Raw genomic sequence first — 18,670 nt, 5'->3', positions numbered from 1 at the left:
CACAGCTTCCCGCCCCGCGGCGGCTTCGCACGTCATTCTTCCGTCTCGGGTGCCCCGCGAACGGCCGGGGTACGACACGCCTCGCCAACGGGCCGAGAACGAGGGGGTCCGCGGCCGGAGCGCGTGTCGAGCCGTGCGTCGCACCGGCGTACGCCGCGTGCGGTGCGGGGCGGGCGTGCGCCGGGGTTCGGCCCTCGGCCGCGGCGACCCGGCGCAGCACGTCGACCTGCGCCACGTACGTCAACCGGCCCCGCGCACGTCAGCGGCGGCCCCGCGTACGTCGGCCGCCGGGGCGTCCCGGCGTGCGGCGTCCCGGCCCGGTGCCCGCGCCGCGCGCGGCAGCGGCGGGCCGTCGCCCCGGTGGGTCAGCTGTGGCCGAGCTCTTCGGCGGGTTCGCCCTCCGAGACGGAGCCGCCGGTGCGGTCCGGGCGGAGCGGCATGGGCTCGACGACGGTCTCGTCGATGACCGGCGGGGCCGGGCGCGGCGGCTTGGGCATCACGGCGGCCTCGGAGTGACCGCCGCAGCCGTACGCCAGCGAGACGACCCGGCCGTCCGCCGGGGAGAACTCGTTCGCGCAGACGCCGAAGGCCTGCCGCAGGGAACCGGCGAGCGGCACCAGGAAGCCGCAGCTCATGCACGCGGCGGGCGCGGCCTGCGCCATCGGGGTCTTGGCGCCGTACGCCTCCTCCCAGCGGTCGGCGGCCGTGTGCAGGCCGTACCGGGAGAGCACCCGGGCGCGGCCCATGCCCAGCTCCTCGGCGACCGCGGCGATGCTGCCGCGGGCCGGCACCGTGGCCTGGTGCGCGGGGGTGCCGGCGACCACGTCGGCGTCCTCGGCCTCGGCCAGCTCGGCGAGCGGGCCCCGGCGGGCCTCGGCGTCCTCGTCGGCGCTCGCGGCGGCCGGGGTGCCGGCGCTCCGCGCGGCACGTGCCGCGTCGGCGCGGTCGGCGGCGGTCGGGCCGGCCGCGTCCGCGTCGGGCGAACCGGGGGCGACGGGCGGGACGCCCACGCCGCCGTTGTCGCCGAACGTCTCGTCGGCCGCGAAGCCGGGCTCCAGCCGCAGGTCCTCGGACTCGGTGGGCAGCAGATCGCCCGGGCCCATGTCGCCGGGGCGCAGCCGCTCGCTCCAGGGCACCCACTCGGGTGCCAGCAGCGCGTCGGGGCCGGGCAGGAGCACCGACTCGTCGAGCGTGACGACCTTGGCGCGGGAGGCGCGGGCGACGGTGACCGCCCAGCGCCAGCCCCGGTACCCGGGCTCCTTGCATTCGAACAGATGAGTGACGACGCGGTCCCCGTCGGCCACTGCGTCGACGTGCTCACCGACCATGCCCGGCAGGGCGGCCTCCTCGGCCGCCCCGCGGGCGAGTTCGACGGCCTCGGCGCAGAGGCGGTCGGGCGTACGGCTTCGCATCGCAGCACTCACAAGAATCGATTCTCTCTTCCACGCCGTCTCACGAGCGCGCCGGCCGGAGCCGTCCTGAACCTGTCCGGACGACCGACGGGCCGGGGCGGGCGGAGCGGACCTGGGGACCGCGTCGACGTCCGCGCCCGATCAGCCCTCCAGAAGCAGCGCGCCTATACGAACCATTCTGCGGGATCGCGGCAAGGCGCGCGGCCAAGAGCGACCGCCGGTGGCGCGCTACACACGCTACCCCTTCAATCGTGTACGACCCCCCGGCGGGAGCGGCAAATGTCACCGGCAGCCACCACGGGCCCCTCCACGGCCCCCTGTCCGCCCGGGAAGGAACCCGTGGAAACTCGTGGAAACTGGCATCACCTGGGCGAGTTGAGGAGCCGTTTCGGGCACTATGACGACGTGGCCGCCGCCAGGGCATCGACCGAGGGCAGCGGCCCGGTCCGTGGCGCGGGCCGGGCCGTCGGCCGCGCGAGCCGGGCCGCCGGGGCCGCGGTACGCCGTCCCTTCGCCGCCTCCGGGCGCGCCGTCCGCCGCGCGACACACGCGCACGGCGCGGGCGAGTCGGGCCTCGGAAAACTGATCGAACTGCACGCGGTGAACTCCGCCGGCGACATGCTGATCACCGTCGCGCTCGCCTCGACCGTCTTCTTCTCCGTCCCCACGGACCAGGCGCGCGGCCGGGTGGCCCTGTACCTGGCGGTCACCATGGCGCCGTTCGTGCTCCTCGCGCCCGTCGTCGGGCCGCTGCTGGACCGGGTGCCGCACGGCCGGCGCGCCGCGATGGCCGGGGCGATGCTGGCCCGCGCGGTGCTGGCGCTCACGATGTCGGGCGCGGTGGCCACGGGCGGCCTGGAGCTGTACCCGGCCGCGCTCGGCGTACTGGTGTCCTCCAAGGCGTACGGCGTGGTGCGTTCGGCCGTGGTGCCCCGGCTGCTGCCGCGCCGCTTCTCCCTGGTGAAGGCCAATTCGAGAGTCACCCTGGCCGGGCTGCTGGCCACCGGCGTGGCGGCGCCGCTGGGCGCCGGACTGCATCTGCTCGGCCCGGCCTGGCCGCTGTACGGCGCGTGCGCGGTGTTCGCCGCAGGCACGTTTCTCTCCTTTTCGCTGCCGCACAAGGTCGACTCGGCGCGCGGCGAGGCACGGATTCCTCCGGCGCGGCGGGCGCACCGCCCCCGCCCCGGGCTGCGCACCGTCGGCGGGTCCGTCCTGCGCGGCCTCCGGGCGAACTCCGCGCTGCGCGCGCTCTCCGGCTTCCTCACCTTCTTCCTGGCGTTCCTGCTGCGCGAGCACCCGCTGAGCGGGCTGAGCCCGGCGGTGTCGCTGGGGGTGGTGGCGGTGGCGGCGGGGGCCGGGAACGCGCTGGGCACGGCCGTCGGGGCCTGGCTGCGGGCGCGCGGCCCGGAAGTGATCATCGCCGTGGTGCTGGCGCTGGCGCTCGGCGTGACGGTGGCCGGCGCGGCCCTCTACGCCGTACTGGCGAGCGTGATGGTCACCGCCACCGCCGCCGCTGCCGGGCTCTGCCAGGCGCTGGGGAAGCTGTCGCTGGACGCGCTGATCCAGCGGGACGTCCCGGAGTCCTTCCGCAACTCGGCCTTCGCCCGCTCCGAGACGGTGCTCCAGCTGTCGTGGGTGGTGGGCGGCGGGCTGGGCATCGCGCTGCCGCTGCACGGCGTCCTGGGCCTCGCCGTGGCCGCCGGCGTACTGGCCCTGGCCGCCGCCACGACCGTACGGGGACTCCTCGCGGCGGCCCACGGCCACGGCGCGGCGCGCCCCCGTGTGGCGTAATGCCCGGGGCATGCGCGGCGCCCCCGCGTGGCGTAACCCGCTCCACACGGAGCAGCGCGCACCGTACCCCGGCGTCGTGCGGGCCCAGCGGCCAGATAGCCTGCCCGCATGACCGCGTTCTCCTCCTCGCTCCGGGGCAAGGGCCGCCGTGCCGCCGCCGCCGCGGGCGCCGTGTCCCTGGGACTGCTCGTCCTCTCCGCCTGTGACCAGCCCACGCCGCGGGCGACCGTGACCGCCGGCCAGGACTCCGTCACGGCCGAAGCCTCCTGCTACGAGGACGGCAAGACCATCGGCGACCTCACCTCCAAGAACAAGGCGGAGCAGGCCAAGTTCGAGAAGTGCATGACGGCGAAGCCGGATCGGACGATCACCATTCACCCCGGTGACAAGGTCCGCCTCGGCGTCGAGCCGGACATGGCCGAGCAGGGCTGGATCGCCATGGCGAACGGCATGCCGGTGACCAGCCTGAGCAAGCAGACCTACACCTCCGTCGAGGGCGACCGGGTCTTCTACAACCAGCAGACCCAGCAGATGGCCGACTCCGCGACGATCTCGATCATGACGTCCAAGGGCGGCAAGTACACCGGCGTCTGGAACATCAAGCTCGAACGCGCCTCCTCCTGAGCGCCGCTCCTGAACCGCCCGGTCACCTGATGCGCATCCTGGTCGTCACCGCCGTCCCCGCCGAACGCGACGCGGTCACCGCCGCGACGGCGGGACGGCCCGAGCGCATCACCGTGCCGGGCGGTTTTGAGTTGCACCGCACCGTGCGGTCCGACTCCCCCGGGGGCCCGTTCGCCCTCGACGCCCTCGCCGCCGGCGTGGGCCCGGCCGCCGCCGCTGCCGGCACCGCCACGGCCCTCACGGCCGCCGCGCTGTCCCCCTCGGCCTCGTACGACCTGGTCGTCTCGGCCGGCATCGGCGGCGGCTTCGCGCCCGGCGCGCCCGTCGGCTCGCTGGTCGTCGCGGAGGAGATCGCGGCCGCCGACCTCGGCGCCGAGACGCCCGACGGCTTCCTGCCGGTCACCGCGCTCGGCTTCGGCACCGACGCGCACCGCCCGCCCGAGGACCTGGTCGCGGCGGTCGCCGCGGCCACCGGCGCGCTGCCCGGCACCGTCCTGACCGGCTCCACCGTCACCGGCAGCACGGCCCGCGCCGAGGAGCTGCTGGCCCGCCACCCGCGCGCGCTCGCCGAGGCCATGGAGGGCTTCGGCGTCGCCGAGGCCACCGCGGCGCACGGCCTGCCCGTGCTGGAACTCCGTACGATCTCCAACCCCGTCGGCCCGCGGGACCGCGCCGCCTGGCGGATCGGGGAGGCGCTCGCCGCCCTCACCGCCGCCTTCGCCGATCTGCCGCGAGCCCTGTACTCAAGGAGCACGCCATGAGCCAGGCGCTCAAGATCGCGTTTTCGCCCTGCCCGAACGACACGTTCGTCTTCCACGCCTGGGCGCACGGAAAGGTCCCCGGCGCCGCCGCGCCGGAGGTCACCTTCGCGGACATCGACCTCACCAACGGCATGGCCGAGCGCGGCGAGCTGGACGTGCTGAAGGTGTCCTACGCCGAACTGCCCTGGGTCCTGGACGAGTACGCGCTGCTGCCCTGCGGCGGCGCGCTCGGCCGCGGCTGCGGGCCGCTGGTGCTCACCAAGGACGCGGCCGCTCCCGTGGACCTGAAGGGCCGTACGGTCGCGGTGCCCAGCGAGCGCTCCACCGCGTACCTGCTGTTCCGGCTGTGGGCCGCCGACCAGGTGCCCGGCGGCGTGGGCGAGGTCCGGGTCATGCCGTTCGACGAGATCATGCCGGCGGTGCGGGACGGGCTCGTCGACGCGGGGCTGGTCATCCACGAGGCCCGCTTCACGTACCAGAACTTCGGCCTGACCCGCCTGGCCGACATGGGCGAGCACTGGGAGACCACGACCGGGCTGCCGATCCCGCTCGGCGCGATCATCGCCAAGCGGTCGCTGGGCGAGGAGACGCTGCGCGAGCTGGCCCGGACGATCACGACGTCCGTACGGATGGCGTGGGAGGACCCCGAGGCCTCGCGCGCCTGGGTCCTGGAGCACGCGCAGGAGATGGACCCGGCCGTCGCGGACCAGCACATCGGGCTGTATGTGAACGAGTTCAGCGCGGACCTGGGCGAGAACGGCTACGCGGCGGTGCGCGGGCTGCTCACCCGTGCCGCGGCCGAGGGGCTCGTACCGCCCCTCGGCCCGGATGCGCTGAAGTTCGTATGACGGCCGGCCCCCGCGGGACCCCCCGCGGGGGTGCTTCCGGACGGCCGGTCCGCCGTCCTCAGACGTCCAGCTGGTCGGCGACCGCGCGCAGCATGCCGGCGATCTTGCCGCCGTGCGCCCTGTCGGGGTAGCGCCCGCGCTCCAGCTGCTGCGCGACGCCTTCCAGGAGCGTGGTGAGGTCCTGGACGATCGAGGCCAGTTCGTCGGGCTTGCGCCGCTGGGCCGCCGCGATCGAGGGGGCGGGGTCGAGGAGGGTCACCGAAAGTGCCTGGTCACCACGTTGACCCGCCACTACGCCGAATTCGACGCGCTGGCCCGGCTTGAGTGCGTCCACGCCGGCGGGCAGCACCGAAGAGTGCACGAAGACGTCACCGCCGTCGTCGCGGGAGAGAAAGCCGAAGCCCTTCTCGCTGTTGAACCACTTGACCTTGCCGGTAGGCACGTCTGTCCTCGTCCTCGTACTCGTCGGGAAAAATGGGGGTAGCTGCGCACACAACAGCTCTGGATAGCAATGCAGCGGGTCTGCGGACCCGCCGGCACCAAGGCTAATGGTCCGGGGCCTGGTGACAAGACGTCGCCGGGTGGTTCCTCAACGCTTCCGAGCGGGGACTTACCCTGGTCGTGTGTCTGACAATCCTCCCGTCCGGGGCGCGGCCCCGGCGGTCACCGAAGGTCCGCGCGCCGGGGACGCTCTCGTCCGGATCGGCGCGATCGTGTTCCTTATTGGCGCCTTCGCCACGCTCGCGACGATGACGCCCCTTTTCCTCGGCTCCGACCCGTTGCCGCCCGTCTTCTACTGGGTCTGCATGCTCATGGGCGCGGGCTTCCTGATCGCCGCGGCCGGAGTGCTGCGCTCGATCGCGGCGCAGCGGCGTCAGGCCCGCGAAGCGTCGGCTCAGCCGCGCGGGGCGTCCGCGAGGTAGCCCTCCAGCCAGGCCGGGAAGGCGGTCAGGCCGGGCAGGACGACGTCCGCGCCGGCCTCCCGCAGCTCCTCCTCGGAGCACGGGCCGGTGGCCACCGCGACCGAGAGCGCGCCCGCGGCGCGGGCACCGCGCACGTCGCCGGTGTGGTCGCCGACGTAGACGCTCGCGCCGTACTCGCGCAGCGCCTCCGCCTTGCCCTCCGCCCACAGCGAGCCGACGACCGCGTCGGCGTTGATGTCCAGGTGCTTGAGGTGCAGCTTGGCGTTGGGCTCGTACTTCGCGGTGACCACGATGGCGCGCCCGCCCAGCCGCTGTACGCCCTCGATCGCCTCGCGGGCGCCCGCCATGGCGAGCGTGCCGGTGATGGCGTGCTCGGGGTAGAGCGCGCGGTAGCGGTCGGCGATCTCGGCGACCCGCTCCTCGGGGTACCAGTTGCGGATCTCCTGCTCCAGCGGCGGCCCGAGCCGGGTGGTGACGAGGTCGGTGTCGATGTACGTACCCGTGGCCGCGGAGAGCGCCGCGTAGGCGTCCTTGATGCCCGGCCGGGAGTCGATCAGGGTCATGTCGAGGTCGAAGCCGACCGTCAAGGTGTGCGTGGCCATGACACCCATTGTGCCTCTGGCACGCACGGCCACGGTCCGTACACTTAGCGGAGCCTTACCTTCATCCTCCGTAGGCGTACGCCTCCCCTCCGTACGCGTACACGCTCCACCTGAACACTGCGCTCCGCGGAATGGACCCGATGTCAGTCGCCCTGGCCGGCAGCCCCAGAAGCTCTCTGGCGCGACGCCGCATCTGCTGGACTGCCGCCGCGTCGCTCGCACTGCTGCTCGCGGTGCTCCTCTCCCTCGCGGTGGGCAGCCGCGCGATCGCGCCCCGCGAGGTGCTCGACGCGCTCTTCCACGGAGGCGACAGCGAGGCGGCGCAGATCGTGCTGTTCCTGCGGCTGCCGCGCACCCTCGTCGGGCTGCTGGTCGGCGCCGCGCTCGCGCTGGCCGGCACGGCGATGCAGGGCATCACCCGCAACCCGATCGCGGACCCCGGCGTCCTCGGCATCAGCCAGGGCGCCTCGGCCGCCGTGGTCCTGGCCATCGCCTTCGCGGGCGTGCACTCGCTCTCGGGGTACGTCGGCGTCGCCTTCGCCGGTGCCGCGCTCGCGGCCGTCTTCGTGTACGCCGTCGCCGCGCGCGGCCGCGGTGGCGCCACCCCCGTGAAGCTCGCGCTGGCCGGCGCCGCGATCAACGCGCTGCTGGTCGCGGTGACCATGGCGGTGCTGACGACCAGGTCGGCCGCGCTGGACGAGTTCCGGTTCTGGCAGGTCGGCTCGCTGACCGGCCGGGACGCCGCCGTGGCCGCCCAGATCTGGCCGTTCCTGCTGGTGGGCGCGGTGCTGGTGGTCGTCGTCGCGCGCGGCCTGGACGCCCTGGCGCTCGGCGAGGACGTCGCGAAGGGGCTCGGCCAGAAGGTCGCCACCGTACGGATCGTGGGCGGGCTCGGCGCCGCCGTGCTGACCGGCGCGGGCGTCGCGGCGGCCGGCCCGGTCGCCTTCGTCGGCCTCGCCGTGCCGCACCTGGCCCGCGCCCTCGTCGGCAGCGACCACCGCTGGGTGCTGCCGACCGCCGCGCTGCTCGGCCCGGTGATGGTGCTGGTCGCCGACACCGTGGGGCGCGTCCTCTTCCCGCCCTCCGAGGTGCCCGCCGGGGTGATGACGGCCCTGATCGGCGTCCCGTTCCTGGTCACGCTGGTGCGCCGGAAGGCGGTTGCGGCATGACCTCCACCTCCGCCCCGCAGGCCCCTCCGGCCCCGATACGCCCGGCCGGCTACGCGCTGCTGCGCGCCGGCCGGACCGCCTTCCTGATCCACCGCCGGGCCGCGCTCGTCGCCACCGTGCTCACCCTCGTGCTGGCCGCCGGCTGCGTCGCGTACCTCTCCCTCGGCGAGCACGCCGTCGCGCCCGCCGAGGTGATCCAGGTGCTCCTGGGCCGGCCCTCGCCGGACGCGCTGGTGATCGGCACGCTGCGGCTGCCCCGGATGTGCGTCGGGCTGCTGGCCGGCGCCGCCTTCGGCGTGGCCGGCGCGCTCATCCAGACCGTCGCGCGCAACCCGCTCGCCAGCCCCGACATCATCGGCATCACCCAGGGCGCGAGCGCGTTCACCGTCGGCGCGATGACCTTCGGCATCGGCTCGTACGCCGTCCTGCCGTACCTGTCCGTCGCGGGCGGTCTGCTCGCCGCCGCGCTGGTCTACGTCTTCGCCTGGCGCGGCGGGCTGCACGCCACCCGCTTCGTCCTCATCGGCATCGGCTTCGCCGTCGCCCTCCGCTCGGTCACCCAGCTGTTCCTGACCAAGGGCGACTACCTCGTGGCGCAGAAGGCCCAGGTCTGGATGGTCGGCTCGCTCAACGGCCGGGGCTGGGCCGAGGCCGTGCCGCTCGCCTGGGCGCTGCTCGTCCTGGTCCCCTGCGTCCTGTGGGCGGCCCGCGCGCAGCGCACCGTCTCGATGGACGACGACACCGCGACCGCGCTGGGCGTACGGCTGGGCCGCACCCGGCTCGGCCTGGCCACGCTCGGGGTGCTGCTGGCCGCGCTGGCCACCGGCGCCGCCGGGCCGGTCGACTTCGTGGCACTGCTGGCACCGCAGATCGCCCGCCGGCTGACCCGTACCGCGCAGATACCGCTGCTCTGCTCGGCGCTGCTGGGCGCGTGCGTCGTGGTCCTCGGCGACCTGCCGGCCCGCACGCTGTTCGCGCCGACCGAGCTGCCGGTCGGCGTGCTGACCGCGGCCATCGGCGCCCCGTACCTGATCCATCTGCTCGTGAGAGGGCACGGCGCCCGGCGCCGTGCCGCGGGAGGAAGCGCGTGACCACCATCGACGACCGCACCGCGAGCAGGCTCACAGCCCGCGGGCTGACCCTCGCCTACGAGGACCGCACCGTCGTCGACGGGCTGGACCTGGACGTCCCGCACGGCGCCGTCACCGTCGTCGTCGGGCCGAACGCCTGCGGAAAGTCCACCCTGCTGAGGGCCCTGGGACGGCTGCTGAAGCCGCGCGGGGGCGCGGTGCTGCTGGACGGTACGGACATCGCCCGCATCCCCACCAAGAAGATCGCCCAGTCGGTCGGCCTGCTGCCGCAGACGCCCGTCGCACCCGAGGCGATCACCGTCGCCGACCTCGTCGCCCGCGGCCGCCAGCCGCACCAGCACTGGTGGCAGCAGTGGTCGGAGGCGGACGAGCGGGCGGTCACCGAGGCGATGGACCGTACCGACGTCGCCGAGCTGGCCGACAGGCCCGTCGACGCGCTCTCCGGAGGCCAGCGGCAGCGCGTCTGGATCGCCATGGCCCTCGCCCAGGAGACCGACCTGCTCCTCCTCGACGAGCCCACCACCTACCTGGACATCTCCCACCAGGTCGAGGTGCTGGACCTGGTGCGGCAGCTGAACCACGAGCGCGGCCGCACCGTGGTCGCCGTCCTGCACGACCTCAACCAGGCCGCGCGCTACGCCGACCACCTGGTGGCGATGAAGGCCGGGCGGATCGTCGCCCAGGGCCCGCCCGCCGAGACCGTCACCGCCGAACTGGTCCACGACGTCTTCGGCCTCGACTCGGTCGTCGTCCCCGACCCCGTGACCGGCTCCCCGCTGGTCGTCCCCGGCCGGCCCTGGCAGTCCCCCGCCGACGGCTGACCGCCCCCGCCCCGGGGCCTGTCCTCGGCTCCGGGGCCTCCGCTCCGGGGCCTCTCCTCGGCTCCGGAGCCGCTCCCCTCCGCTCCCCTCCGAAAGGCCCGCTCATGGTCTCCGTGCCCCGTCCCCTCCGCGCCGCCGCCGTCCTCGCCGCGGCCACCGTCGCCCTGTCCGCCTGCGGCGCCACCGGTGCCACCGGGTCCAAGAACGGCGGCGGCTCCTTCAAGGCAGCCGACTGTCCCGCCCAGCCGAAGACCACATGGGCGAAGCCGGCCGACGGCGCGCACACCGTCCCGACCGCCATGGGCGACGTGCAGGTCCCCGCCGCCCCGAAGCGCGTCGTCGTCCTGGACACCGCCGAGCTGGACTCGGCCCTCACCCTGGGCGTGAAGCCGGTCGGCGCCACCCACGCCGACGTGGCCTCCGGGTTCCTGGCGTACCTGCCCAAGGACGAGGTCGCCGGGATCAAGGACGTGGGCACGATCGGCACGCCCGACATGGAGGCGATCGCGGCCCTGAAGCCGGACCTCATCCTCACCAGCAAGGTCCGCGACGGGCAGCGCTACGAGCAGCTGAAGAAGATCGCCCCCACGGTGATGACCGAGACCACCGGCTACCCGTGGAAGCAGAACTTCGCCACGCACGCCGACGCGCTCGGCAAGGTCGAGGAGGGCAGGAAGGCGGCCGCCGCGTACGAGAAGCACGCGGCGGAGGTCACCGACGCGCTCGGCGGCGCCGGCGCGGCGGCGAAGAAGACCACCAACGTCGTCCGCTTCGTCGAGGGCGCCGACACCCGCATCTACGGCTGCCGGAGCTACATCGGCACCCTCCTGGACGACATCGGCACCGCCCCCACCGACGTCGTCAAGGACGCCAAGGACGGCCTGATGACCGAGATCGGCCCCGAGCAGATCACCCGCGCCGACGCGGACGCGGTCTTCTACTCGGCGTACGGCAGCCCCGAGAAGTCCAAGGAGAGCCAGGTCACCGGCGGGGCGCTGTGGAAGAACATGAAGGCCGTGCGGAACGGCAGCGCCTTCCGCGTCTCCGACCAGCTCTGGCTCCAGGGCATCGGCTACACCGCGGCCGACCGCATCCTCGACGAGCTGAAGCGGGACCTGACGAAGACGAGCTGAGGCCGGGACCTGACGGAGTAGCCGGGGGCCTGGCAAGGTAGTCCGGGACCTGACGAACTGGCTCCCGGGACCCTACGAAGCAGCCCCGAGGCCTTCAGCTCACCGCGGCCCTCGCCGTATGCGCCACAGCAGGAAGAGCGCGGAGGCGACGGCCGCGACGCGGACCACGACCGGGAGCGCGTCGGTCAGCACCGGGCCCAGCCGGTCCTGGCCGAGCGGGTCGCCCCACCTGCCGGCGAACCGGCCCCACAGCCAGACCAGCGCCGCCGCGCACACCAGACCCGGCACGCCCAGCGCCGCGAACTTGGCCTCGGCACGCGACAGCTTGCGCGAGGCGTACGCCACGACCCAGCCGAGCGCGGCGGCGAGCCAGCTGCCGGCCGCGGCGCCCGCGGCCAGCAGCAGCACCGCCAGCACCAGGACCGGGCTCGGCTTCGGGCGCGGCGCCGCCACCACCGCCTCGCCGGCCCCCTCTGCAGCGGGCGCCGCGGCCGGCGCGGCGGGCGGTTCCCGCCGCCAGGGCAGCGCCTTGCCCGTCGCCTTCCGCAGCACGCCGGGCAGCCCGCCCCGGCCCGTGTCCGCCGCCTCCGTGCCGGCCGCCGTCTCCTCGGACTCCTCCTCGTCGGTCTCCGGCGGGCGCCGTATCTCCTCGATCTCGATGCCGCCGACGAAGCCGGGCACGGTCTCCCCGGGGCCGTACGGCTCGGCCGTGCCGAACGGCTCGGCCGACACGCGCCACCAGTCCGGCTCCTCCTCGGCCGTCGCGTCCCGGTCGCCGAGCTGGTCCAGGTCCGCCAGATGCGGCGGCGGGGCGCCCTGCTGAGGGACCATGGGCTGCGCGCCGCCGCGGGGCGCGGGCACCTGGCCTCCCGGCTTCGACTGCCGCTTGAGCAGCGAGGGCAGCCCGCCCGGCCGCCGCTCCGCCGGACCGCCGGCCGGCTCCTCCGGCACCGGCTCCTCGCCGCTGACGGCCGCAGCGACCACCGACTCGGGCGTGCCCAGCCTCGCGAGGAGGCGTTTGACGTCGCCGCCGCCCCGGCCCCGGTCCGCGTCTATCCGCGACCGCAGCCGGGCGACCAGTTCCATACGCTGCCGGGCCGTCAAGCCCCGTCCCTGCGCCAGGTCGCCGACCCGGCTCAGGTAGTCGAAGACCAGCTGATCACTCTCGATCCCCACCGAAACACCTCTGCGCCAGCCCGATTCCCGCCGCTCCGACGGTACCCCTCCGGCCGCCCCCGCCCACGCTTTTCCACAGGGGGCGGGCAGCGGCTTTCCACAGGCACGCGGACAAGGGGGCGGGCGGCGGCTTCCACGGGCGCGCGGGCACCGGCGCCCCACCCGCAACCATCGGCCCACCGGCCGCCAGACGGTAACGTGGGGCGAATGAGCGGCAGCCATCCGTCCCCCCGCACGCTGGCCGAGGAGTTGCGCAACCGGCCGGACGTCGACCTGTCCGCTCTGCTGCGGTCCCGGCCCGACCTGCTCAACCCCGTCCCCGGCGACCTGACCCAGCTGGCCACCCGGGCCGGCACGCGGGCCTCCGTGGTCCGCGCCGTGGAGCGGCTGGACGCCTTCGCGCTGCAGACCGCCGAGGCGCTCGCCGTCGCCCCCGACCCCTGCCCGTACGACACGCTCGCCGGGCTGATGACGGGCGACGAGGACGCCGCCGACACCGACCCGCAGCTGCGCGCGGCCGTCGCCGGCCGCCTCCCCGAAGCGCTGGCCGCCCTGCGCGCCCAGGCGCTGGTCTGGGGGCCCGACGACCGGCTCCGGCTCGTCCGCACCGCCCGCGAACTCCTCGCCCCGAGCGCCGCCCACCCCTCCCCCACCGGCCTCGGCCCCACCGTCGCCGAGGCCGCCTCGGGCATGTCCCCCGGCCGCCTCCAGGAGATCCTGGCCACCGCCGGGCTGCCCGCCACCCCCGACCCGGTGACCGCCGTCGCCGCGCTGACCTCGCTCTTCGAGGACCGCGCCGCCATGGCGACGCTGCTGGACGAAGCGCCCGCCGAGTCACTGGCCGTCCTGGACCGGCTGGTCTGGGGCCCGCCGTACGGCTCCGTGACCGCGCAGCCCGCGCCGCACCTGCGCTGGCTGCTGGACCGCGGTGTGCTGCTCCCGGTGGGCGCGCGGAACGTCGTGCTTCCCCGCGAGGCCGCCCTGCACCTGCGCGCCGGGCGCGCGCACCGGGCGCCGGAGCCGCAGCCGCCCGCCCTCGCGCCGGCCACCGCGCGCGATCCGGAGATGGTGGACCGCACCGCGGCCGGCCAGGCGTTCACCGCGCTGGACACGATCGAGGAGCTGCTCAAGGAGTGGGACCTCGGCGGCCCGCCCGTACTGCGCGCCGGCGGCCTGAGCGTCCGCGACCTCAAGCGGACCGCGACAGCGCTGGACACCGGAGTGCACACCGCCGCCTTCTGGCTGGAACTGGCGTACGCGGCCGGGCTGGTGGCCTCGGACGGCGAGGCCGACGAGCGGTACGCACCCACGCCCGCCGCCGAGGACTGGCGGCAACTGCCAGCCGAGGAACGCTGGGTCCGGCTGGCCACCGCCTGGCTGGCCGCGACCCGCACGGCCGGCCTCGTCGGCACCGCCGACACCAAGGGCCGCACCCTCGCCGCGCTCGGCCCGCACCTGGACCGCTCCCCCGCACCCGAGGTGCGGCACCGCGTCCTCGCCCTGCTCGGCAGCGTCCCGCCCGGCACCGCCGTCCCGCAGGACGCCGTCCTGGCCCGCCTGCGCTGGGAGCGGCCGCTCCGCGCCGCCGCCCAGGCCGCCGCCCCCGGCACCGCGCCGGAGAACGGCCGGGCCACCGACCACAACGCAGCGCAGAACGCAGCGCACGCGGCGCACACCGCCCCGCAGGACCTCCGCTCCCGTATCGCCCTGTGGTCCCTCCACGAAGCCGAGCTCCTCGGTCTCACCGGCCGCGGCGCCCTGGCGGGCCACACCCGCGCCCTCCTGGAGACCGGCCCGGACAGCGACGACGAGAAGGCCCGCCGGGCCGCCGCCGCTGCCCTCGCCCCGCTGCTGCCCGCCCCCCTGGACCACGTCCTCCTCCAGGCCGACCTGACCGCCGTCGCGCCGGGCCCCCTGGAGCGCCCGCTCGCCGACGCGCTCGACGTACTGGCCGACGTGGAGTCCAAGGGCGGCGCGACGGTCTACCGCTTCACGCCCGGCTCCGTACGCCGCGCCCTGGACGCCGGCCGGTCGGCGGCCGACCTCCAGGCCTTCCTCACGGCGCATTCCCGTACGCCGGTGCCGCAGCCGCTGGCGTACCTGATCGACGACGTGGCACGCAGACACGGCCAGTTGCGGGTGGGCGCCGCCTCCGCCTACGTGCGCTGCGACGACGACGCGCTGCTGAACGAGATCCTGGCCGACCGGCGCGCCGACGGGCTGCGGCTGCGCCGCCTCGCCCCCACCGTGCTGGCCGCCCAGGCCGCGCCGGACGCCCTTCTGGAGGGGCTGCGCGCGATGGGGTACGCGCCCGCTGCCGAGTCCGCCGAGGGGGACGTGGTGATCACCCGCGCCGACGCCCACCGCACCCCGCCGCGCACCGCGCCGGCGCCGGTCCCCGACGGCCCCCCGCCCCCGGACGCCACGCTGCTGGAGGCCGCCGTACGGGCCATCCGCGCGGGCGACCTCGCGGCCACCGCCGAGCGCAAGCCGGGCCCGGCGGCCGCGGCGCCCGCGCCCGGCCGGCTGCCGCGCACGACGTCGGCCGAGACGCTGGCCACGGTGCAGGCGGCGGCGCTGACCAACTCGGCGCTGTGGATCGGGTACGTCAACGCCGACGGCGCGGCCAGCCAGCGCGTGATCGCGCCCGTCCGGGTCGAGGGCGGCTTCGTGACCGCGTACGACCACACCGCCGACGAGGTCCGCACGTACGCGCTGCACCGCATCACGGGCGTCGCCGAGCTCGCCGACGACGCCGCTTCCTGAGGCGCTGCGCAGCGCGCGTTCCGGAGGCGCGGGGCCCGCGTACCTGAGCCGCGCATCGCGCGTCCCCGAGGTGCGGGGGCGCGCGGCTCCAAGGTGCGGGGCGTGCGTGCCCGGCCGCGGGGCGTGCGTGCTCGGCGGCGGGGCGCGCGGCTACAGGGCCGCACTCCGGCCCGGCTCCCGCTTCGGCACGGATGCGGCACACTGGACGTTTGGCCGTACGTACGGGCGGCCGGGCCTCCCGGTGACGGCGGGCGGGCGCAGGCGAAGCGAAAGGCGAGGCGCGTGAACGGACCCCTCATCGTCCAGAGCGACAAGACGCTGCTGCTGGAGGTGGACCACGAGCAGGCGGACGCCTGCCGGCAGGCCATCGCCCCCTTCGCGGAGCTGGAGCGCGCCCCGGAGCACATCCACACCTACCGGGTGACGCCGCTCGGCCTGTGGAACGCGCGGGCCGCCGGGCACGACGCGGAGCAGGTCGTGGACGCGCTGGTGGCGTTCTCCCGCTATCCGGTCCCGCACGCGCTGCTCGTCGACATCGCCGAGACGATGTCCCGGTACGGCCGCCTCACCCTCAGCAAGGACCCGGCGCACGGCCTCGTGCTCACCACCACCGACCGCCCGGTGCTGGAGGAGATCCTGCGGTCGAAGAAGGTGCAGCCGCTGGTCGGCGTACGGATCGACCCGGACACGGTCGCGGTGCACCCCTCCGAGCGCGGCCAGATCAAGCAGACGCTGCTGAAGCTGGGCTGGCCGGCCGAGGACCTGGCCGGTTACGTCGACGGCGAGGCGCATCCGATCGAGCTGGCCGAGGACGGCTGGTCGCTGCGGCCGTACCAGCAGCAGGCCGTGGAGAACTTCTGGCACGGCGGCTCCGGCGTCGTCGTGCTGCCCTGCGGTGCGGGCAAGACGCTGGTCGGCGCGGGCGCGATGGCCGAGGCCAAGGCGACCACGCTGATCCTCGTGACGAACACCGTCTCCGCGCGCCAGTGGAAGCACGAACTGGTGAAGCGCACGTCGCTGACCGAGGACGAGATCGGCGAGTACAGCGGTACGAAGAAGGAGATCCGGCCGGTCACCATCGCGACGTACCAGGTGCTGACGACCAAGCGGAAGGGCGTCTACCCGCATCTGGAGCTGTTCGACTCCCGCGACTGGGGCCTGGTCGTCTACGACGAGGTGCACCTGCTGCCCGCGCCGGTCTTCAAGTTCACCGCCGACCTCCAGGCGCGGCGGCGGCTCGGACTGACCGCGACGCTGGTCCGCGAGGACGGCCGGGAATCCGACGTCTTCTCGCTCATCGGCCCGAAGCGGTTCGACGCGCCGTGGAAGGAGATCGAGGCGCAGGGGTACATCGCGCCCGCCGACTGCGTCGAGGTCCGCGTCAATCTGACCGACTCGGAGCGGCTGGCGTACGCCACGGCGGAGAGCGACGAGAAGTACCGCTTCTGCGCGACGACCGGCTCCAAGCAGCAGGTGACCGAGGCTCTGGTGCGCCGGCACGCGGGCGAACAGACCCTGGTGATCGGGCAGTACATCGACCAGCTGGACGAGCTGGGCGAGCATCTGGACGCGCCGGTCATCAAGGGCGACACGAGCAACGCGCAGCGCGAGAAGCTGTTCAACGCGTTCCGCGAGGGCGAGCTGTCCGTCCTGGTCGTCTCCAAGGTCGCGAACTTCTCGATCGACCTGCCGGAGGCGACGGTCGCGATCCAGGTGTCCGGCACCTTCGGTTCGCGCCAGGAGGAGGCACAGCGCCTCGGCCGGGTGCTCCGCCCGAAGGCGGACGGCCACGAGGCGCGCTTCTACTCGGTCGTCGCGCGCGACACCATCGACCAGGACTTCGCGGCCCACCGCCAGCGCTTCCTGGCCGAACAGGGCTACGCGTACCGCATCGTGGACGCACACGAACTTCTGGCGGACGAGGGAGCGTGAGCGGATCGCCGGGGGCGTGAGCGGGGCCCGTTGTCAGTACCCCTCGGTACTGTGTTGAGAAGGGGACCTGCCGCCCCCATGGGGGAAGCGGGGAGCGAAACGGTACGCCTGGCGCTCGCTGCAACCAGGCACCGCCCGCCCGCCTACCGCGGCGACCGAGGCCCCGGCACCCCTTCCCGCCCCGCTGCCTCGCTCCGCCCCGGTACCCCGTCCCGCCCCGGCACCCCTTCCCGCCCCGGTACCGCCCCCCGGCCCCCCACCGCCTCCCCGCTCCGTACCGGCGGGCGGGTCAGGGCGCCCGCTGCCACGCCGGTCAGCGCGCCGCCTCGCCAGAAGACCGCGGCGAGGAGCAGGGTCAGGCCGATCAGGGGGTACGGCGCCGCGAGTGGCTGCTGCCACCACGGGAGGGCGAGGTCCAGGTCGCCCTTGTGGGGCGTCAGCCACATCGTGCGGGCGGTGAACAGCACGGCCAGCGCCCACCAGGCCGTACGCCGCCACGCGTCCCCCCGTACGTGCGTGGCCAGTACCGCCAGCAGCGGGACGCACCACACCCAGTGGTGGGACCAGCTGATCGGCGAGACGAGCAGCGCGGTGAGCGCCGTGCACAGCACGCCCCACGCCTCGCGGCCCGCGACCAGGCCCGTCCGGCGGGCCGCGGCCATCCCCACCACGGCCGTGAGCACGGCGGCGGCCGCCCAGACGGTGCCGGGGTGCGGGGTGTGCAGCAGGCGGGCGACGAAGCCCTGGAGCGACTGGTTGTCGACGATCCAGGCCTCGCCGACCCGGCCCGTCTCGTAGAGCCGCTCGGTCCAGAACTCCACGCTGGCGCCGGGCAGCGCGACGACGCCGAGCAGGACCGTGCCCGCGAAGCCGGCGAGCGAGACCAGTGCGGCCCGTACCCGCCCGGTGAGCAGCAGGTACACCGCGAAGAGCGCGGGGGTGAGCTTGATGCCGGCCGCGATGCCGATGGCCAGGCCCTTGCCGCGGGCGCCGTCGGGGCGGGTGAGGTCCCACAGGACGAGGCAGGTCAGCGCGAGGTTGATCTGCCCGAAGACCAGCGTCTGGTACACCGGCTCCAGCCAGACGGCGAGCGCGGTGGCGGCGAGCAGCGACGGGACGCGGTGCGTGGCGCGCAGTCCGGCGAGGCGCGCGGAGAGGTGGATCAGCAGGGCGAGCAGGGCGACGTTGACGAGGACCGAGGCGACCTTGAGGAAGCCGGCCGGGAACCACGCCAGCGGCACGAACAGCAGGGCGGCGAACGGCGGGTAGGTGGCGGGGAGGTGCCACTCGGTGACCCGGAAGCCGTAGAGGTCGCCGCCGGTGAGGACGGAGTCGCCCATCGCCCGGTAGACGAGGATGTCGGAGTTCGGCATGGGCACGATCAGATGCACCAGGCCGAGCGCGGTCAGGGACACCGCGAGCAGCGCTGCCGCGGGGACCGTGTGGCGCGGGAGGGTGCGGGGCGGTCGAGGGGCCCGGGTGGGGACCGTACGGCCCGCCGGCGGGTCCGGCGTTTCCCGGGTGGTGCGTGGCCTGCCCACGAGGGGCGTTGTCCGCTGGATCGGCTTCCCGTCGGCGGCAGACACGCGGGTGACCCCTCCTTGTCGCCATATGCTGATTG

16 protein-coding genes are annotated in these 18,670 nt (G+C 74.9%); 11 read left to right on the top strand and 5 right to left on the bottom strand.

Annotated elements, in window-relative coordinates; genetic code table 11:
• Positions 1 to 365: 365 nt before the first annotated feature.
• A complete protein-coding gene (locus ACZ6WH_RS22880) occupies positions 366 to 1,412 on the bottom strand; it encodes a DUF3027 domain-containing protein (protein WP_432857895.1) in 1,047 nt (348 codons plus the stop codon).
• 405 nt (positions 1,413 to 1,817) lie between these two features.
• Between ACZ6WH_RS22880 and ACZ6WH_RS22875 the strand changes: the two genes are divergently transcribed.
• The 4 genes from ACZ6WH_RS22875 (at position 1,818) to ACZ6WH_RS22860 (ending at position 5,436) form a co-directional block, all read left to right on the top strand.
• A complete protein-coding gene (locus tag ACZ6WH_RS22875) occupies positions 1,818 to 3,203 on the top strand; it encodes an MFS transporter (protein ID WP_469730659.1) in 1,386 nt (461 codons plus the stop codon).
• Positions 3,204 to 3,311: 108 nt separating this feature from the next.
• The gene (locus ACZ6WH_RS22870) at positions 3,312 to 3,827 is read left to right on the top strand and encodes a hypothetical protein (RefSeq protein WP_469730117.1); all 516 of its coding nucleotides are present in this window, start codon (positions 3,312 to 3,314) and stop codon (positions 3,825 to 3,827) included.
• Positions 3,828 to 3,856: 29 nt separating this feature from the next.
• On the top strand, positions 3,857 to 4,588 hold the full coding sequence (locus tag ACZ6WH_RS22865) for a futalosine hydrolase (RefSeq protein WP_469730116.1): 732 nt from the start codon (positions 3,857 to 3,859) through the stop codon (positions 4,586 to 4,588).
• The gene (locus tag ACZ6WH_RS22860) at positions 4,585 to 5,436 is read left to right on the top strand and encodes a 1,4-dihydroxy-6-naphthoate synthase (RefSeq protein WP_469730115.1); all 852 of its coding nucleotides are present in this window, start codon (positions 4,585 to 4,587) and stop codon (positions 5,434 to 5,436) included. Before ACZ6WH_RS22865 ends, ACZ6WH_RS22860 begins: the two co-directional genes overlap by 4 nt.
• Before the next feature lie 58 nt (positions 5,437 to 5,494).
• Here ACZ6WH_RS22860 and ACZ6WH_RS22855 read toward each other — a convergent pair whose 3' ends face one another.
• Positions 5,495 to 5,878, bottom strand: a complete 384-nt coding sequence (locus ACZ6WH_RS22855; protein ID WP_432857887.1) for a cold-shock protein — start codon at positions 5,876 to 5,878, stop codon at positions 5,495 to 5,497.
• Between the two features lie 181 nt (positions 5,879 to 6,059).
• Between ACZ6WH_RS22855 and ACZ6WH_RS22850 the strand changes: the two genes are divergently transcribed.
• Positions 6,060 to 6,359, top strand: a complete 300-nt coding sequence (locus ACZ6WH_RS22850; protein WP_432857885.1) for a hypothetical protein — start codon at positions 6,060 to 6,062, stop codon at positions 6,357 to 6,359.
• Here ACZ6WH_RS22850 and ACZ6WH_RS22845 read toward each other — a convergent pair.
• The gene (locus ACZ6WH_RS22845) at positions 6,332 to 6,961 is read right to left on the bottom strand and encodes an HAD family hydrolase (RefSeq protein ID WP_432857883.1); all 630 of its coding nucleotides are present in this window, start codon (positions 6,959 to 6,961) and stop codon (positions 6,332 to 6,334) included. The two genes, ACZ6WH_RS22850 and ACZ6WH_RS22845, sit on opposite strands and share 28 nt — an antisense overlap.
• A gap of 131 nt (positions 6,962 to 7,092) precedes the next feature.
• Between ACZ6WH_RS22845 and ACZ6WH_RS22840 the strand changes: the two genes are divergently transcribed.
• The 4 genes from ACZ6WH_RS22840 (at position 7,093) to ACZ6WH_RS22825 (ending at position 11,175) form a co-directional block, all read left to right on the top strand.
• Positions 7,093 to 8,130 (top strand): FecCD family ABC transporter permease, encoded by a 1,038-nt coding sequence (locus ACZ6WH_RS22840; protein ID WP_469730114.1) that lies wholly within the window; start codon positions 7,093 to 7,095, stop codon positions 8,128 to 8,130.
• Entirely contained in the window at positions 8,127 to 9,221 is a 1,095-nt protein-coding gene (locus tag ACZ6WH_RS22835) for a FecCD family ABC transporter permease (protein WP_469730113.1), read from the top strand. Before ACZ6WH_RS22840 ends, ACZ6WH_RS22835 begins: the two co-directional genes overlap by 4 nt.
• Complete coding sequence (locus ACZ6WH_RS22830; protein ID WP_469730112.1) at positions 9,218 to 10,042, top strand: ABC transporter ATP-binding protein; 825 nt, start codon at positions 9,218 to 9,220, stop codon at positions 10,040 to 10,042. The genes ACZ6WH_RS22835 and ACZ6WH_RS22830 overlap by 4 nt, the downstream gene beginning before the upstream one ends.
• A 104-nt stretch (positions 10,043 to 10,146) precedes the next feature.
• Positions 10,147 to 11,175 (top strand): ABC transporter substrate-binding protein, encoded by a 1,029-nt coding sequence (locus tag ACZ6WH_RS22825; RefSeq protein ID WP_469730111.1) that lies wholly within the window; start codon positions 10,147 to 10,149, stop codon positions 11,173 to 11,175.
• Positions 11,176 to 11,274: 99 nt separating this feature from the next.
• Here ACZ6WH_RS22825 and ACZ6WH_RS22820 read toward each other — a convergent pair whose 3' ends face one another.
• Positions 11,275 to 12,351 carry a hypothetical protein gene (locus ACZ6WH_RS22820; RefSeq protein ID WP_469730110.1) on the bottom strand — a complete coding sequence of 359 codons (1,077 nt, stop codon included), beginning with the start codon at positions 12,349 to 12,351 and terminating at the stop codon, positions 11,275 to 11,277.
• A 207-nt stretch (positions 12,352 to 12,558) separates the two neighbouring features.
• On the opposite strand from ACZ6WH_RS22820, the gene ACZ6WH_RS22815 reads away from it, so the two are divergent.
• Positions 12,559 to 15,117 carry a helicase-associated domain-containing protein gene (locus ACZ6WH_RS22815; protein ID WP_469730109.1) on the top strand — a complete coding sequence of 853 codons (2,559 nt, stop codon included), beginning with the start codon at positions 12,559 to 12,561 and terminating at the stop codon, positions 15,115 to 15,117.
• Between the two features lie 282 nt (positions 15,118 to 15,399).
• A complete protein-coding gene (locus ACZ6WH_RS22810) occupies positions 15,400 to 17,049 on the top strand; it encodes a DNA repair helicase XPB (protein WP_432857869.1) in 1,650 nt (549 codons plus the stop codon).
• A gap of 143 nt (positions 17,050 to 17,192) precedes the next feature.
• On the opposite strand, the gene ACZ6WH_RS22805 is transcribed toward ACZ6WH_RS22810, so the two are convergent.
• On the bottom strand, positions 17,193 to 18,635 hold the full coding sequence (locus tag ACZ6WH_RS22805; protein WP_469730108.1) for a glycosyltransferase 87 family protein: 1,443 nt from the start codon (positions 18,633 to 18,635) through the stop codon (positions 17,193 to 17,195).
• Positions 18,636 to 18,670: the final 35 nt, after the last annotated feature.

The sequence above is a fragment of the Streptomyces sp. NPDC050806 genome (assembly GCF_055586425.1).
This window is presented reverse-complemented; position numbering and strand designations above follow the sequence as displayed.

Excerpts from the sequence above, each read along its gene's own strand:
- ACZ6WH_RS22880 (WP_432857895.1), bottom strand. The coding sequence starts at position 1,412 with ATGCGAAGCCGTACGCCCGACCGCCTCTGCGCCGAGGCCGTCGAACTC.
- ACZ6WH_RS22870 (WP_469730117.1), top strand. The coding sequence starts at position 3,312 with ATGACCGCGTTCTCCTCCTCGCTCCGGGGCAAGGGCCGCCGTGCCGCC.
- ACZ6WH_RS22865 (WP_469730116.1), top strand. The coding sequence starts at position 3,857 with ATGCGCATCCTGGTCGTCACCGCCGTCCCCGCCGAACGCGACGCGGTC.
- ACZ6WH_RS22860 (WP_469730115.1), top strand. The coding sequence starts at position 4,585 with ATGAGCCAGGCGCTCAAGATCGCGTTTTCGCCCTGCCCGAACGACACG.
- ACZ6WH_RS22845 (WP_432857883.1), bottom strand. The coding sequence starts at position 6,961 with ATGGCCACGCACACCTTGACGGTCGGCTTCGACCTCGACATGACCCTG.
- ACZ6WH_RS22840 (WP_469730114.1), top strand. The coding sequence starts at position 7,093 with ATGGACCCGATGTCAGTCGCCCTGGCCGGCAGCCCCAGAAGCTCTCTG.
- ACZ6WH_RS22835 (WP_469730113.1), top strand. The coding sequence starts at position 8,127 with ATGACCTCCACCTCCGCCCCGCAGGCCCCTCCGGCCCCGATACGCCCG.
- ACZ6WH_RS22825 (WP_469730111.1), top strand. The coding sequence starts at position 10,147 with ATGGTCTCCGTGCCCCGTCCCCTCCGCGCCGCCGCCGTCCTCGCCGCG.
- ACZ6WH_RS22815 (WP_469730109.1), top strand. The coding sequence starts at position 12,559 with ATGAGCGGCAGCCATCCGTCCCCCCGCACGCTGGCCGAGGAGTTGCGC.